Source organism: Mesorhizobium sp. WSM4313 (genome assembly GCF_002294725.1).
Classification (GTDB): domain Bacteria; phylum Pseudomonadota; class Alphaproteobacteria; order Rhizobiales; family Rhizobiaceae; genus Mesorhizobium.
Genome location: NZ_NSFT01000002.1, coordinates 351,719 through 366,316, shown reverse-complemented (window position 1 = coordinate 366,316; position 14,598 = coordinate 351,719). Strand labels below are relative to the sequence as shown.

Annotated in this window: 10 protein-coding genes; 5 read left to right on the top strand and 5 right to left on the bottom strand. The window is 64.8% G+C overall.

Annotation, left to right across the window (positions count from 1 at the left end):
• The first annotated feature begins 7 nt into the window (after positions 1-7).
• Positions 8-895 carry a LysR family transcriptional regulator gene (locus CK219_RS06430; RefSeq protein WP_095765917.1) on the top strand — a complete coding sequence of 296 codons (888 nt, stop codon included), beginning with the start codon at positions 8-10 and terminating at the stop codon, positions 893-895.
• A gap of 289 nt (positions 896-1,184) precedes the next feature.
• Here the strand turns inward: CK219_RS06430 and CK219_RS06425 are convergent, their stop codons facing one another.
• From CK219_RS06425 to CK219_RS06410, 4 genes are all read right to left on the bottom strand, one after another.
• Positions 1,185-2,441, bottom strand: a complete 1,257-nt coding sequence (locus tag CK219_RS06425; protein WP_095766191.1) for an Hsp70 family protein — start codon at positions 2,439-2,441, stop codon at positions 1,185-1,187.
• A 200-nt stretch (positions 2,442-2,641) separates the two neighbouring features.
• Positions 2,642-3,433 (bottom strand): TIGR02186 family protein, encoded by a 792-nt coding sequence (locus CK219_RS06420; protein ID WP_095765916.1) that lies wholly within the window; start codon positions 3,431-3,433, stop codon positions 2,642-2,644.
• On the bottom strand, positions 3,433-4,356 hold the full coding sequence (locus tag CK219_RS06415) for a sulfite exporter TauE/SafE family protein (RefSeq protein WP_095765915.1): 924 nt from the start codon (positions 4,354-4,356) through the stop codon (positions 3,433-3,435). The genes CK219_RS06420 and CK219_RS06415 overlap by 1 nt, the downstream gene beginning before the upstream one ends.
• Before the next feature lie 191 nt (positions 4,357-4,547).
• Positions 4,548-8,570 (bottom strand): SEL1-like repeat protein, encoded by a 4,023-nt coding sequence (locus tag CK219_RS06410; RefSeq protein WP_095765914.1) that lies wholly within the window; start codon positions 8,568-8,570, stop codon positions 4,548-4,550.
• A gap of 448 nt (positions 8,571-9,018) precedes the next feature.
• On the opposite strand from CK219_RS06410, the gene CK219_RS06405 reads away from it, so the two are divergent.
• Positions 9,019-9,483 (top strand): MerR family DNA-binding transcriptional regulator, encoded by a 465-nt coding sequence (locus tag CK219_RS06405; RefSeq protein ID WP_095766190.1) that lies wholly within the window; start codon positions 9,019-9,021, stop codon positions 9,481-9,483.
• 81 nt (positions 9,484-9,564) lie between these two features.
• Here CK219_RS06405 and CK219_RS06400 read toward each other — a convergent pair whose 3' ends face one another.
• Positions 9,565-9,933 carry a hypothetical protein gene (locus CK219_RS06400; protein ID WP_141245306.1) on the bottom strand — a complete coding sequence of 123 codons (369 nt, stop codon included), beginning with the start codon at positions 9,931-9,933 and terminating at the stop codon, positions 9,565-9,567.
• Between the two features lie 393 nt (positions 9,934-10,326).
• Here CK219_RS06400 and CK219_RS06395 point away from each other — a divergent pair, with 393 nt between their 5' ends.
• From CK219_RS06395 to CK219_RS06385, 3 genes are read left to right on the top strand one after another with little or no spacing between them, the layout of a single operon-like run.
• Positions 10,327-12,123, top strand: coding sequence for an acyl-CoA dehydrogenase (locus CK219_RS06395; protein WP_095765912.1), 1,797 nt, complete (start codon positions 10,327-10,329; stop codon positions 12,121-12,123).
• Positions 12,124-12,175: 52 nt separating this feature from the next.
• Complete coding sequence (locus tag CK219_RS06390) at positions 12,176-13,348, top strand: acyl-CoA dehydrogenase family protein (RefSeq protein WP_095765911.1); 1,173 nt, start codon at positions 12,176-12,178, stop codon at positions 13,346-13,348.
• 33 nt (positions 13,349-13,381) lie between these two features.
• Entirely contained in the window at positions 13,382-14,590 is a 1,209-nt protein-coding gene (locus tag CK219_RS06385) for an acetyl-CoA C-acetyltransferase (protein WP_095765910.1), read from the top strand.
• The last annotated feature ends 8 nt before the right edge of the window (positions 14,591-14,598 follow it).

Genomic DNA, 14,598 nt, shown 5'->3' with positions numbered 1-14,598 from the left:
GTTAGCCATGACCCTCGATCAGTTGCGCATCTTCGTCGCCGTCGCCGAGCACGGCCATATGACCAAGGCCGCCGAGCGGCTCGGCATCTCGCAGTCGGCGGCGTCGGCTGCCATTCGCGCGCTCGAAAGCCAGCACGGCGTGCGCCTGTTCAACCGGGTCGGCCGCAACATCGAGCTGGCTCAGACCGGCCACCGCTTCCTGCCGGAGGCGAAGGCGGTTCTGGATCGCGCCGCGGCGGCCCGCGGCGTGCTGGAGGATGTCTCGCAGACCGTCGCCGGCAGCCTGTCGATCGCGGCCAGCCAGACCATCGCCAGCTACTGGCTGCCGCGCCGCCTGGCGTCCTTCCACGAGGCCTATCCTGCCGTGAAGCTCAGCGTGACAATCGGCAACACCCGGCAGGTCGAGACCAATGTGCTGGACGGCAGGGCCGATTTCGGACTGGTCGAGGGCCGCACCGAGTCCGACATCCTGCGCCGCGCCACGGTCGACGAAGACCGTCCGATGCTGGTCGTCGCGCGCGCGCATCCCGAAATCCCGATGACGCGGGCGGGGATCCTCGACATCAGGGCGCTGCGCTGGATCATCAGGGAAGGCGGGTCGGGCACGCGCGAGGCGCTGGAGGATTTCGCGCTTAGCCAGGGAGTCCCGCCGGCCGAGTTGCAGATTTTCCTCGTCCTGCCCAGCAATGAGGCCGTGCGTCAGGCGGTCGAGGCCGGCGCAGGGGCGACGATCATCTCGGAACTGGTGGTCGCGCGCTCTTTGGCGGAGGGCAGCCTCAGGGCCGTGCCGGTCGAATTGCCGAAGCGCGATTTCGCCATGATCACGCATCGCGACCGCCAGGCGAGCCTCGCGCAGATGGCGCTGAAGGCGCATCTTGGTGGAAAGGCCAGTTGAGCCCAGGCGGCATCCGAACTATCTCATTTGGATGCTGATCATTGCGAACGCTCGCGATTAGCCGAAAGCCTCCGAACTTCGTCATCCACGGGCGGAGCGACGCGAAGCGGAGCGTAGACCCGAGGATCCGTTCCGTGACCTTCGACGTGGAATGCAGCGGAGCAGAATTCTGCACCGGAGCAACGCTTCAAAGTCACGGAATGGATCCTCGGGTCTGCGCCGCGTCGCTTCGCTCCTTGCTCCGCCCGTGGATGACGAAGTGACTGGCGTCTTAGTCAACCTCCAGCCCTCACGCGTATTTGCGCTGCGCATCCAGCGCGAGGCCCAGGCCGACCGAGCCGAACATATCGCCTTCGATGACCGCGGCCTGCGGCACCAGCGCCAGGATCTGCCGTTTCGCCAGCGGGATGGCGGTCGAACCGCCGGTGAGGAACACGGCGGTGATGGCCGAAGCAGGGATGCCGGCGTCGGCGATCGTGTGTTTGACCGTCGCGGCCACGCGTTCGATATCGCTCGCGATGGTCTCCTCCAGGCCGGCGCGTGTGATCTCGGCCGCGAAGCGCGCGCCGGGTAGCGACACCTTCACTTCGGCCGAGGCTTGGTCCGTGAGCGCGATCTTGGCCCTTTCGACCAAGCCCGCCATCGCATGGCCGTAGCGATGCTCGACGACGTGGATGAAGCGGTCGACGAGGTCGGCCCGCTCGGCCTCGTAGCGGATCTGTCGCAGGTCGTTCATCGCCTTGGCGGTGTAGACGAGGTTGATGCGCTGCCAGGTCGCAAGGTCGATAAAGTAGGCCGCGGGCAGGTTCCGCTTGTGGTCCTTGGTCCGCGTCAGATAGCCGAGCTCGGGCATGACATGGGCGATGCTGAGCAGCCGGTCGAAATCGGTGCCGCCGATATGGATGCCCCGGTTGGCTAATATGTCGGCCTTGCGGTCGGTCGAGCGGGCGCGCTCCGGTGAGACTCGTACGATCGAGAAATCGGAGGTGCCGCCGCCCATGTCGACGATCAGCGCCAGCTCCTCGCGGGAAACCTTTTGCTCGTAATCGAGCGCCGCCGCGATCGGCTCGAACTGGAAGGCGATGTGCGTGAAGCCCTGCGCGCGGGCGGCCTTTTCAAGTTCGCCTTGCGCCTTCGCATCGGCAGCCGCGTCGTCGTCGACGAATTGCACGGGCCTGCCCAGCACGACGTTGTCGACCGGACCGCCGGCATCTTCTTCCAGCCGCTTCTTGAGGTGGTCGATGAACAGGCCGACGATGTCGATGAAGCCGATCTGGCGTGCCTTGATGCGCGTTTTCTCGTTGGCAAGCGAACTGCCAAGCACGCTCTTCAGCGAGCGCATCAGCCGCCCTTCGATGCTGTCGGTATAGTCGCTGATCGCACGGCGGCCGAAATAGGTGTAGCCGTCCTCGAAGTTGAAGAACACGGCGCTCGGCAGAGTGGGCTGCTCGCCCTCCAGCGCCACCAGCCGCGCCCGGCCGTCGCGGATCACGCCCACGGTCGAATTGGACGTGCCGAAATCGATGCCGCCGAATGCCGATCGCATCGCAGCCTCCTGTCTTTGCTTCATGGCGGCAGATCGTCGGCGACGCGTTGCGCGCCGTCATCCGAGTGCCGGACCGCTCTGCCGAAGTCGAAATGTGTGTGCTTATCCCTAGGGCTGGGAGGCGGCGATGTATCGCAAAACCGGGAAAAGGGAAACCCTGTTTCGAACGGAAAATGGGTCTTCCGATTCTTCCCGAAGCATCAGTCCTTGCGGAAGATGAGCCGGCCCAGCCAGCCGGTCAGCATGGCCAGCGATATCGCAAACACGCCGTAGAGGAACGAATCGTCATGCGCGACGCGGAAGACCGATTGCTCGAAGCCGGATTTGCGGATTTCGAGCTGGGCCGAGCTTTCCTTGACGAACATGCCGCTCTTGAACAGGAACGCGCGGGCCTTATGGGTTCCGACCGGCACGTTGGGCGCGAGCCGCACGGTAGCGCGAAACAGGTTCTGCGACAGGAATTGCACGCCGCCGACATTCTCGCTGTAGAGGCCCGTCGCTGCCTTGCGGTCGCGGAGCGCGGCGGTGAATTCCTCGATCGTCGCCGGGCTGTCGGTCTCGTCGGCGGGCTTCATGTAGAGGTTCTGCGCGCCCAGCGAGAGCTGCTTGTATTTGGCGGGCTCGGCGATGTCCTGCAGCGGTCGCGTCGTCGCGACGGAATAGGAAACCGGCACGTTCTCGAACGTCTCCGAATCCAGATTGATCCAGACGCCGAGCACGCGATCCTTGCGCCGGACGACGACCGGCCTTGGCGGCCCTTCGAGCACGACGATCACGTCGTAGCGCCCCTGGCGCGCGATCAGCGGATCGGGATTCTCCAGCGATCCGAAGATCGTCAGGTCGGCGCCGGAGAAGCCCGCCGTGATGGAAATGGCATCCGTCGACAGGCCGATCTGAATGCTTTCGGCGGGCGGCGTCTGCGCCGTCGCCGGGGAAAGGGCAAAGAGCATCGACAACGAGACGGCGGCTGCAAATGCTCGTCGCGCCGCCATCAGTTGAGCCCCGCGGCGGACAGAGAATAGAGATTGGGCGGCGTCACGAAGAGATCGGCGGCAAGGCGGATGGCGACGGCCAGCACCAGCATCGCCAAAAGGGCGCGCAGCTGTTCGCCGCGTAGCCTCTGGCCGGCCTTGGCGCCATATTGCGCGCCGGCGACGCCGCCGGCCATCAGCAGGAAGGCCAGGATCACGTCCACCGTCTGGTTGGTCGTGGCATGCACCAGCGTCGTATAGGCCGAGGTGAAGATGATCTGGAACAGCGAGGTGCCGATGACGACATTGGTCGGCACCTTGAGCAGGTAGATCAGCGCCGGCACCATGATGAAGCCGCCGCCGACGCCCATGATCGACGACAGGAAACCTATCCCGGCGCCGAGCCCGAGCACAGGGATAACACTGACGAACAGCTTCGAAGCGCGGAAGCGCATCTTGAACGGCAGCCGGTGGATCCAGTTGTGCTGGCCGGATTTCTTGAGGACGGGCGCGGCGCCGCTGCGGCTGGCTCGCAGCGCGTTGACGCTTTCGAACAGCATCAGCCCGCCGACCGTGCCGAGCAGCACGACGTAGAGCAGCGAGATGAACAGGTCCAGCTGGCCGAGCCGGCGCAAGAGCGCAAAGACGAAGATACCGGCCGTCGAGCCGACGATGCCGCCGGCCAAAAGCACGCCGCCCAGCTTGAAGTCGAGCGTGCCGCGCTTGAAATGTGAAAGCGCGCCGGAGAAGGAGGAGGCGATGACCTGGTTTGCGCCGGTGGCGACGGCGATTGCCGGCGGGATGTTGTAGAAAATCAGAAGCGGCGTGATCAGGAAGCCGCCGCCGACCCCGAACATGCCCGACAGGAAACCCACCGCGGCGCCCATCGCGAGCAGCACGAAGATGTTGACGGAAATTTCCGCGATCGGGAGATAGATGCCCACCCGTCTGTCTCGATCAGTTTGTCTGCCGGCGCACAGTGCCGTCCCCGGACAGTAAAGCACCGAAAAGCCAATTTTTTCTTGCGCCGGCGCGGCGGCGGGCTCAAGCCCGCCGCCGCGCCGAAACAAAAACCATCTCAATCAGTTAACAGGCAAATGTGTGGCAGGGCGTCGCATATGCGACGCGTCCGCCGTTATTTGTGCGCCAGGAGCGCCTTGACGAGCGGCGCGTCGATCTCGCCCGTCGGCTTCATCTTGTTGTCGGTCTGGAAGGCCATGATGGCGGTCTTGGTCTTGCCGCCCATCACGCCGTCGGCGCCGCCGGCATCATAGCCGTTCTTGTTGAGGATCAGCTGGATGTTCTTCACCGCCTTCTTCATATCGATGCCGGCGGTCGTCTGCGGAGTGCTGTCCTGCCAGGACTCCGGAACGTCGGCCGAGTTGGCGGCCGCGTTGAGCGGCTTGGCCTTCCACAATTCCGTGGCGGCGCGCGCCCGCTCGAGCTGTTCGGGCCTGAGCGCATTGGCGATCTCGTCGCGCTTGGCCGCAGCGTCCTTGTCGCCGGTCTTGGCGACGAGCGCGAACCACTTGTAGGATTCCTCCAGGTTCTGTTTCATGCCGACGCCCTTGGCGGCCAGGATGCCGAGGTTGAACTGGCTGTCTTTGACGCCGAGGTCGGCGGCTTCCTGGAACCAGTGCGTCGCCGATTCATTGTCGGTCACGCCGTCCGCCGCCATGGCGAACAGCACCGCCAGATTGTGCATGGCGCTGGCATTGCCCTGTTCGGCGGCGAGCTGATAGTAGGTCTTGGCCTTCTTGATGTCGCGCGCGACGCCGATGCCTTTTTCGTAGAAATTGCCGATGCGGTATTCGGCCGGCGCGAAGCCGAGCTCGGCCGACTGCTCGTACCATTTGGCGGCCGCCTTCATGTCTTCCTTCACGCCGCGCGATTCCGCATAGCGGGAGCCGATCTCGAACAGCGCCTTGGCGTCGCCGCCGGCGGCCGCGTCGTGCAGCGCCACCGGACCGATTTCGGAAGGGATATCGAATTTGGCCGCGGCTGCCTGGCTCCCGGCCGGCGGCACGGCGCCTGTCGTGTCGACGGAAGTGGCCGTCGGTGTGCTGGCGGCGGCGCCCTCGGCTGCCGGACTGGCCGTCATGGGGTCCTTGGCCATCGGCTGCGTGTCGCCATCCGTATCCGCCGCGGAGACGGCTGCGGCGGCGGGTTCGGGCGGCGTTGCCGAAGCCATGGGAGCCGGCACCGGCGCGGCAGGCGCAGCAAGCGCCACTGGCGCGGGCGCCGGTTCGGCGGGCATGGCTGCGGCATTTTCGGGACTGGAAGACGTAGAAGCGGCGAGTGCCGCGTCCTTGACGGGCTCGGCCTGCCTGACGGGCCGGGCCGGGCCGCTTTCGTCCTGTGCTGTTTCCGTGTCGACCGTCTGCGGAGAGACGACCGGTGCGGGCTGGTTGTTGGCCGTCTCGACCGGATCTGACAAAAAGGCCTTGCCCAACTGCAGGCCGGCCAGCGCCATCATGATCGCGGCCGCCGCCATCAGGATCGGCTTGCGCCGCGCCTTGAGCAGGTCGCCTATCCTCAGCGCCTTCACCGGGCCGGTCAGGGTCGATTGCCGCTTCAGCGTGTCGGCTTCCGCGGCTGCGGCCTGGGCCGCGCGGCGGGCCGCGGCGATGAAATCGGACTTGGCGGCATCGCTCTCGTTGCGCTTGACCGGCTGGCCGCCGCGCTCGTCGCGCACGCGTTTCATGATAGCGTTGAGGTCCGGCGCGCCGGAACCGGGCTCCAACGGCCGGTTGGCGGCCTTGGGGTCGAGCGGCTCGTCGATGTCGACGCTTGGCACGTCACCGACCGGCGCAGAGCCGGCAAGCGGCTGCGTGTCCGCATCTTTCTTGCCCTTGAAAGCGCGCGCCAGGCCGCTGAACATCGATCTCCTGCGGCCGGCCGTCTCGCTCTTGTCGCCGATCGCATCCGGCCCGAGGGCCGCCATGGCTGCTGCCGCCGCGGCCTCGGCAGGCGTGCGCGGCGCGTCTGGCTCATCGCGCATGATCGCAGCCGCACGGCCTTCGAGACCGGCCATGTCCCCCGTGAGCGGCAGCGGCTGGTCGATATCCATCGAAGGCGCGTCCTGCACCGCGATCTTACCGCCGCGGCCGCCGCGCTTACCGGCCGGCTGCGGATCCACCAGTTCGCTGACCGCTTCGCTGGTCTCGTCCGATTCGAGCGAGCCGAGCCTGTCGACGATCTTGAGCAGCGTATCGTGGATCGCCTCGAATGTGCGCGAGTTGCGTTCGTCGGAGCGGCGGGTGAGCGCTTCGAGCGTCTTCAGGTCCTGGGCGAGGCCGGCAACGGCGGTCGCGTTGCTCTGGGCCGTGCTGGACGTCGACTCGGCAAGCGATCTGACGGCGCTCTCGGCCGCCTCGCGCGCCACGGTCAGGATGGAATCGCGCGTGCCCGCCAGCGACTTCTCGATCTCGTTGAGGCGCGGGCTGATGTCCTCGAATTCGGGCAGCGGCGTGCCGGGTTTGGAAAGATGCGCCGACAGGCCGGCGACCTGCGCCTCCAGGCTGCGGATCAGCGCCGGATCGATGCCCGCGACCTGCTGCGCGGACATTTCCAGCCGGCTGGAAATATCCTCGAGCCGGCTTTCCAGCCCGCGGATCGCCGCGTCGTTGGCGGGATCCGGCGTGCGTGTCTCGATGCGCTTGGCCAAAGCGGTGAAGCGGGCGTCGATCACCTCCATGATGCCGGCGCTCTCATCCTGGCGCATGCGCTGGTCGAGCCGGTCCGCGACCTCGTCCAGCCGACGCTCTAGATCGCGAAACAGCATATTGCCCTGTTCCATCGCATCGCCCTGGCGGCGCTCGATTAACATGGACAGTGCCTCGAAGCGCTGTTCCAGGCCTTGGAAGATATGATCGGCGTCGGGCATGGCCTGCGCGCGGTCCATCTTGTCGGTGATCAAGGCAATCTGCTTGCCGAGCCGCTCCATGGCCTGCTCGGGCAGGTCTGCCCTGCCGGCCAACTGATCCACACGGCTGGTAAGAAGGTTGAGGTGATCAATGACTTCCGCGCCGGGCCGCGACTGCGCAACCTCTTCGATCTGCGCCGCCAGGGAGGCCATGCGCTTCTCGATCCGGCCGAAGGTCTCGGGGTCGAAGGCATTGGCCTGCGCGGCCACCGTCGAGGCGACGATGGCGCGGGAAATCTCGTCCAGCCGCTCGTCGATCATGGCCAGCGTCTCGCCGCCGCGCATAGTCTGCTGGCTGGCGAAACGGTCGACCGCGCCGGCAAGCGTGCGCACCTTTTCCTCCAGCGAGCGCAGCGAAAGCGATTCCGGCAGGTTGTTGACGGCGCTGCTGATCTGTTCGAGCCGGTCGGTCAGTACCGAAAGGCTCGGGCCTTCCGCGCGCTTGCGCTGATCAGCGTCGACGCGGTCTTCGAAGGCGCTCCAGCGGCGGTCGAAATCGTCCCAGCGGCGGTCGACCTTCTGCACGCTTTCCTCGCGTGCCAGCGTGTCCAGCGCGCCCTTCACCTGTTCCAGTTCTAGCCGCAGCAGGTTGACGCTGCGGTCGTCGCTCTTTTCGGCCAGTGTCTGGATGGCGCCCGAAAGCCGCTCGAATTCGAGACCGAGCTCGGCGCTGCTCTTATCCGGCAGGCCGTTGGCGCCGCCCTGCATAGCGCGGTCGATGTCCTGGCGAAACGCCTCGAATTCGCGCTGCAGGCCGGCGGTCATCTGGTGACGCAATTCCTCGCGCAGCCCGCGCAATTCGACGGCGATCTTGCCGACCATGGCGACGCTGTCTTCCTGGCCGCGCACCCGGTCGATGTCACGCGCGATCGCCTGATAGCCCTGGTCGAAGGCGGGCGCGGCGGGCGCCGGATTTTGCGGCGCGCGCGGTTGCGGCCGCTGATACTGTGAGCCAGGATTCTGCGCCGCCGGGTTCTGCTGCGGCCGGTCCAGGGGTCTTTGCGCGGCATAGGTGTCTTCGTACCAGCGCGGCTGGCCGTAAGGCTGCGTGCTTGGATAACGCGGCTCGACTGGCGGCCGCCGCAGGTCGGGGCGATCGGGCATGTCGGCGCGCGTGCGGTCCAGCCGCTGCTCGAGTGTTTCGAGCGAGCGGTTCAGTTCTTCGAGCGAGGCGTGCGGCCGGCGTTGCCTGCCGGCATTGAGTGTATCGAGATAGGACCGCTTGCTGTTCATCGATGCGCCCGTGTTCAGAATGGCCGGCCGGAGGCCGGTCTCCCATTAGCCTGCCGGGAACGAAGCGAGCCGAGCGGTTTTGCTGCGGAGGAAGACGGGCTTCCCGGGTTTTCACCCACGCTTCGAAAACCGTGAAAAATTCTCTACAGGATAAACACGGGTGACCGACATGCGCACATTTCGCCCAACGTGGTAAATAAGGCGTTAACCAAGCTTAAGAAGCCGCGCATAATCGTGAGCCGCCTGGCGGTGCGGCATAAAGCTCCGCTTCGACAACGCCCTTGCGTCACCTTGCGGCTGTCGATATAGGATTGACGTAAACGTAAAAGGTGCGAACCGTGCCTCTTGCGATTGACTTGTTGCAACCACGATTGGAAGCACGCCCCCGCTTCCACTCAGGCGACGCTTGGTCCGCGACCGCGACGCCGCCAGGGGAAAGCCAGTGACCATGAAACTTGTTTCGCCCGGCGAAGCCGCGGCCAATACCAATGAGATCCCGGTCGAAGCCGGCGAGGAATTCGTCCGCATCGGCGAGATGGCCAAGAAATACGGTGTGACGCTGCGCACGCTGCGTTTCTATGAAGACAAGGGCCTGCTCAATCCGCATCGCGACGGCTCGACCCGTCTCTATACGCGCCGCGACAAGGCTCGCCTGAAGCTGATCCTGCTCGGCCGCAAGGTCGGGTTCTCGCTGCGCGACGTCAAGCAGATGATGGATCTCTACGATCCGACCGGCACCAACACCAGGCAGTTGCGGCTGGCCCTCGACAAGTCGGAGAAGCAACTCGCCCGCCTGCAGAAGCAGCGTGCGCTGATCGACGACGCCATCGGCGAGTTGAGCAACTCGATGTCCGTCGTGCGCCAGATGCTCGTCGAGCGCACCGCGGCGCCGCAGGCAAGCGCCGCCGGCTGAATCAGCTCTCGTTTAAAATGCAAGCCGCGTGGTTATCGCCGCGCGGCTTTTCCTGCACAACTGCGCCGCGCCAGCTGCAGGTCATGATAGCTCCCCTGCCGACGAATTGATCCGCAATCCAGTTGTGCCCGCGCCTTCAAGAAGCGCTAGCAGGCTCCAGAACGCATCCGGCGCGGCTTTTCCAAAATCCACGGTCAGTTTCTTTGGGCGCACCCAAAGCGAATGGATGATGTCTCCGAATTCTGCGCCTTCCCGGTAGCGCTCATCGTCCGGATCGAACCAGTGCTGGAACCAGGCATTCAGCTTGTCGAGCGGCGGAGACGCCAGCGTGTGGTGGATGACGACATCGTTCCATTGAAGCTGTTCTATCAGCAGGTCAGCACTTCCAATTCTGCCCGAGATCGGCTCGAAGCGCATAATATCGGACTGAAGTTCAACGGGTTCGACCATTTCATCGTTCCTGACGAAGTCGACACAGCATAGCTGCCGAAAGAGCTCGTTTTGGTCGGCGAGTTGGAACTTGACCTCCGCGGCTCCCTGACTGCAGTCTTGCTGCTGTTCTCTTACGAACGCCCTGAATTGATCCAGGTAGTGGCTCTGGATGCTAATGATGAGTGCGGCTGGGTCCATGCTGCGAAGTTGCCTCACCGCAGAGGGGCAGACAAGCGGGGGGCCCAAGTTCTGACACGCCCGATCAAATAAAAATTTTGGCTGCGACGAAGTTGACGTTTACGCAAACGTCAATATTTGCTATCGCAGCATCGACATTGGCCCGGCCTCCTGTCCAGGACGTGGACAGGCGACTTGCTTGGTCGGACCGGGACCGTAAGGGCGGAGGAAGGCATGACGATCTACAGGGCGCCGATCCAGGACACGCTGTTCGTGCTCAACGATGTGCTTGGCTATCAGCGCTATTCCAATCTTCCGGGCTTCTCGGATGCGACGCCCGACGTGCTCGAGGCGATCCTCGCCGAGGGTGCCAAGCTGGCCGAAAACGTCATGCATCCGCTGAACCGCGTCGGCGACATGGAAGGCTGCGTGCGCCATGACGACGGCTCGGTAACGACGCCGAAGGGTTTCAAGGACGCCTACGACCAGTATCGCGAAGGCGGCTGGATGGGGCTTGCGGCACCCGTCGAGTTCGGCGGCCAAGGCCTGCCCTACACGGTGCACCAGGCTGTTTCCGAATATATGGTTTCCGCCAACATGGCGCTGATGATGTATCCCGGCCTGACGCAAGGCGCGATCGCGGCGATCGTCACCCACGGCACGGAGGAGCAGAAGGCGACATGGCTGCCCAGGCTGATCGAGGGCACCTGGACCGGTACCATGAACCTGACCGAGCCGCATTGCGGCACCGACCTTGGCCTGCTGCGCACCAAGGCCGTTCCCAACGGCGACGGCAGCTACAGAATCTCCGGCCAGAAGATCTTCATCTCCGCCGGCGAGCACGACATGGCGGACAACATCGTCCACCTGGTGCTTGCCCGCGCCGAAGGCGCGCCGGAAGGCGTCAAGGGCATCTCGCTGTTCATCGTGCCGAAGTTCAAGCTCGATGCCTCGGGCAATCCCGGTGAGAGGAACACCGTCTCCTGCGGCTCGATCGAGGAGAAGATGGGCATCCATGGCAACTCGACCTGCGTCATGAATTATGACGAGGCGGAGGGCACGCTGCTCGGCGAATTGAACGGCGGCTTGAAGGCCATGTTCACGATGATGAACGAGGCCCGACTCGGCGTCGGCCTGCAGGGGCTTTCGGTCTCCGAGATCGCCTACCAGAACGCCGTCTCCTACGCCAAGGACCGCCTGCAGGGCCGCTCGCTGTCGGGCGCCAAGGCGCTGGACAAGAAGGCCGACCCGATCATCGTCCATCCCGACATCCGCCGCTCGCTGATGACCATGAAGGCCTTCAACGAGGCCGGCCGCGCGCTGGCGCTGTGGACGGCGATCAAGTCCGACGTTGCGCACCGTTCCGGTGACGACAAGGACCGCCAGGCGGCCGACGACTACACCGGCCTGATGACCCCGGTGGTCAAGGGCGTGCTCACCGACAAGGGTTTCGACCACGCGGTCATGGCGCAGCAGGTGTTCGGCGGCCACGGCTACATCGAAGAACACGGCATGAGCCAGTTCGTGCGCGACGCCCGCATCGCCATGATCTATGAAGGCGCCAACGGCATCCAGGCGCTCGACCTCGTCGGCCGCAAGCTGGCGCAGAATGGCGGTCGCGCCGTGCAGGCCTTCTTCAAGGAAGTCGGCGAGTTCTGCGAGGAAAACCGCGCCGACGAGAAGATGGCGCCCTTCACCAAGGCGCTGAAGAAGGGCCTCAACGACCTGCAGGCGGCCACCATGTGGCTGGTGCAGAACGCCATGGCCAAGCCCGACAATGCCGGTGCGGCCTCGAGCGACTACATGCATCTCTTCGGCCTGGTGGCGCTGGGCTACATGTGGGCGCAAATGGCGAAATCCGCTGAGGCGAAGCTCGCGGACGGCGCCAACGGAGCTGGCGCGTTCTACGACGCCAAGCTCACGACCGCGCGATTCTTCATGGAGCGCGTCATGCCGGAAACGGCGGCGCGTCTCGCCCGCATAACGAGTGGCGCGGACACGCTAATGGCGCTGCCGGCGGAAGCGTTCTAGGTTTGGCGGGCCGGCACCGCCGGCCCACAAGTGTCGGAACGCGGAGGAAATCGTGGCGACAAATCCAGCCGAAATTCTTGGTCTTCCAAAGCCCGCCTGGGCGGCGGACGAGGTCGGCATGCTCTACGATATGGCATCGCGCTTCATGGCCGAGGAGATCGCGCCGCGTTACGACGAGTTCGAGAAGAACGAGATGTTCGACCGCGAGAGCTGGCTGAAGGCGGGAGCGGCCGGCCTGCTCTGCGCTTCCATGCCGGAGCAATACGGCGGCTCGGGCGGCACCTTCGCGCATGAGAGCGCCATCATCGAGGCGATCGGCCATGTCGGCGTCGACGGCTTCGGCATCGGCCTGCACAATTCGATCGTAGCACCCTACATCCTGCATTACGGTTCCGAAGAGCAGAAGCAGAAATGGTTGCCCAAGCTCGCAACCGGCGAGCTGATCGGCGCCATCGCCATGACCGAGCCCGGCGCCGGTTCCGACCTGCAGGGCGTCAAGACCCGCGCCGAGAAGGACGGCAACCATTACAAGATCAGCGGCTCGAAGACCTTCATCACCAATGGCCAGCTCGCCAACCTGATCATCGTCGTCACCAAGACAGATCCGGACAAGGGCGCCAAGGGCACGTCGCTGATCGTCGTCGAGACCGATGAGGTGGAGGGCTTCGAGCGCGGCCGCAACCTCGATAAGATCGGGCTGAAGTCGAACGACACGTCCGAGCTGTTCTTCAATGACGTGCGCGTGCCGACCTCCAATCTGCTCGGCCACGAGGAAGGCAAGGGCTTCGTCCAGCTGATGCAGCAATTGCCGCAGGAGCGGCTGCAGATCGGCACCGGGGCGATCGCCATGATCGAGCGGGCGCTGGCGCTGACCATCGACTACGTCAAGGAACGCAAAGCCTTCGGCAAGGCCGTCATCGATTTCCAGAACACCCAGTTCAAACTGGCCGAGTTGAAGACCGAGGCCACGATCGGCCGCGTCTTCTACAATGATTGCGTCGCCCGCCATATCGACGGCGGCCTGGATCCGGTCACCGCCTCGATGGCCAAATACTGGCTCAGCGACCTGCAAGGCAAAGTCGTCGACGAATGCCTTCAACTGCATGGCGGCTATGGCTACATGAATGAATATCCGATCGCCCGCATGTACCGCGACGCCCGCGTCCAGCGCATCTATGGCGGCACCAACGAAATCATGAAATTGCTGATCGGGCGCTCTCTGTGAGCGCGGCGGCCGGCAAAGCCAAGGAGCACGAAAATGACTGAGGCTTACGTCTATGACGCCGTGCGCACGCCGCGTGGCAAGGGCAAGAAGGATGGCTCGCTGCACGAGGTGCCGGCGGTGCGGCTCGCCGCAAGGACGCTTGAGGCGCTGCGCGACCGCAACGGGCTCGACACCGGCAATGTCGACGACATCATCTTCGGCTGTGTCGATCCGGTCGGCGAGGCGGGCTCCGTCATTCCGCGTGCAGCCGCCTTCGAGGCCGGCTACGCGACCTCGGCGCCCGGCATGCAGATATCGCGCTTCTGCGCCTCGGGTCTCGACGCCATCAATTTCGGCGCCGCCAAGATCGCGCAAGGGGCGGACGAGATCGTCATCGCCGGCGGCGTCGAATCCATGTCCCGCGTCGGCATGGGCATGTCCGGCGGCGCCTGGTTCATGGACCCTTCCGTCGGCCTGCCCGGTTGGTTCGTGCCGCAGGGCATCTCGGCCGACCTGATCGCCACCAAATACGGTTTTTCCCGCGACGACGTCGACGCCTACGCCGTCGAGAGCCAGAAGCGCGCCGCCAAGGCCTGGGGCGAGGGCCGTTTCAAGAATTCGGTGATCCCGATCAAGGACCAGAACGGTCTCACCATTCTCGACCATGACGAGCACATGCGGCCCACGACCGACATGCAGTCGCTAGCCTCGCTCAACCCGTCCTTCGTCATGCCCGGTGAAATGGGCGGCTTCGACGCGGTCGCCGTGCAGAAGCATCCCGAGATCGAGGAGGTCAACCACGTCCACCATGCCGGCAATTCCTCGGGCATCGTCGACGGCGCCGCCGCCGTGCTGCTCGGTTCCAAGAAGGCCGGCAAGGCGATGGGACTGAAGCCACGCGCGCGCATCCGCGCCTTCGCCAATATCGGCTCGGAACCGGTGCTGATGCTGACCGGTCCGGTCGACGTCACCGAGAAGCTCCTGAAGCGCGCCAAGATGAAGCAGTCGGACATCGACCTGTTCGAGCTCAACGAGGCCTTCGCCTCAGTCGTGCTGCGCTACATGCAGGCCTTCGACATCCCGCACGACCAGATCAACGTCAATGGCGGCGCGATCGCGATGGGCCATCCGCTCGGCGCCACCGGCGCCATGATCCTGGGCACGGTGCTGGACGAGTTGGAGCGCCGCGACCTCAACACCGCGCTGGTCACGCTCTGCATCGGCGCCGGCATGGGCACCGCAACCATTATCGAACGCGTCTGACGGGGAGA

Excerpts from the sequence above, each read along its gene's own strand:
- CK219_RS06385 (WP_095765910.1), top strand. The coding sequence starts at position 13,382 with ATGACTGAGGCTTACGTCTATGACGCCGTGCGCACGCCGCGTGGCAAG.
- CK219_RS06405 (WP_095766190.1), top strand. The coding sequence starts at position 9,019 with ATGAAACTTGTTTCGCCCGGCGAAGCCGCGGCCAATACCAATGAGATC.
- CK219_RS06400 (WP_141245306.1), bottom strand. The coding sequence starts at position 9,933 with ATGGTCGAACCCGTTGAACTTCAGTCCGATATTATGCGCTTCGAGCCG.
- CK219_RS06425 (WP_095766191.1), bottom strand. The coding sequence starts at position 2,441 with ATGCGATCGGCATTCGGCGGCATCGATTTCGGCACGTCCAATTCGACC.
- CK219_RS06430 (WP_095765917.1), top strand. The coding sequence starts at position 8 with ATGACCCTCGATCAGTTGCGCATCTTCGTCGCCGTCGCCGAGCACGGC.
- CK219_RS06420 (WP_095765916.1), bottom strand. The coding sequence starts at position 3,433 with ATGGCGGCGCGACGAGCATTTGCAGCCGCCGTCTCGTTGTCGATGCTC.
- CK219_RS06395 (WP_095765912.1), top strand. The coding sequence starts at position 10,327 with ATGACGATCTACAGGGCGCCGATCCAGGACACGCTGTTCGTGCTCAAC.
- CK219_RS06410 (WP_095765914.1), bottom strand. The coding sequence starts at position 8,570 with ATGAACAGCAAGCGGTCCTATCTCGATACACTCAATGCCGGCAGGCAA.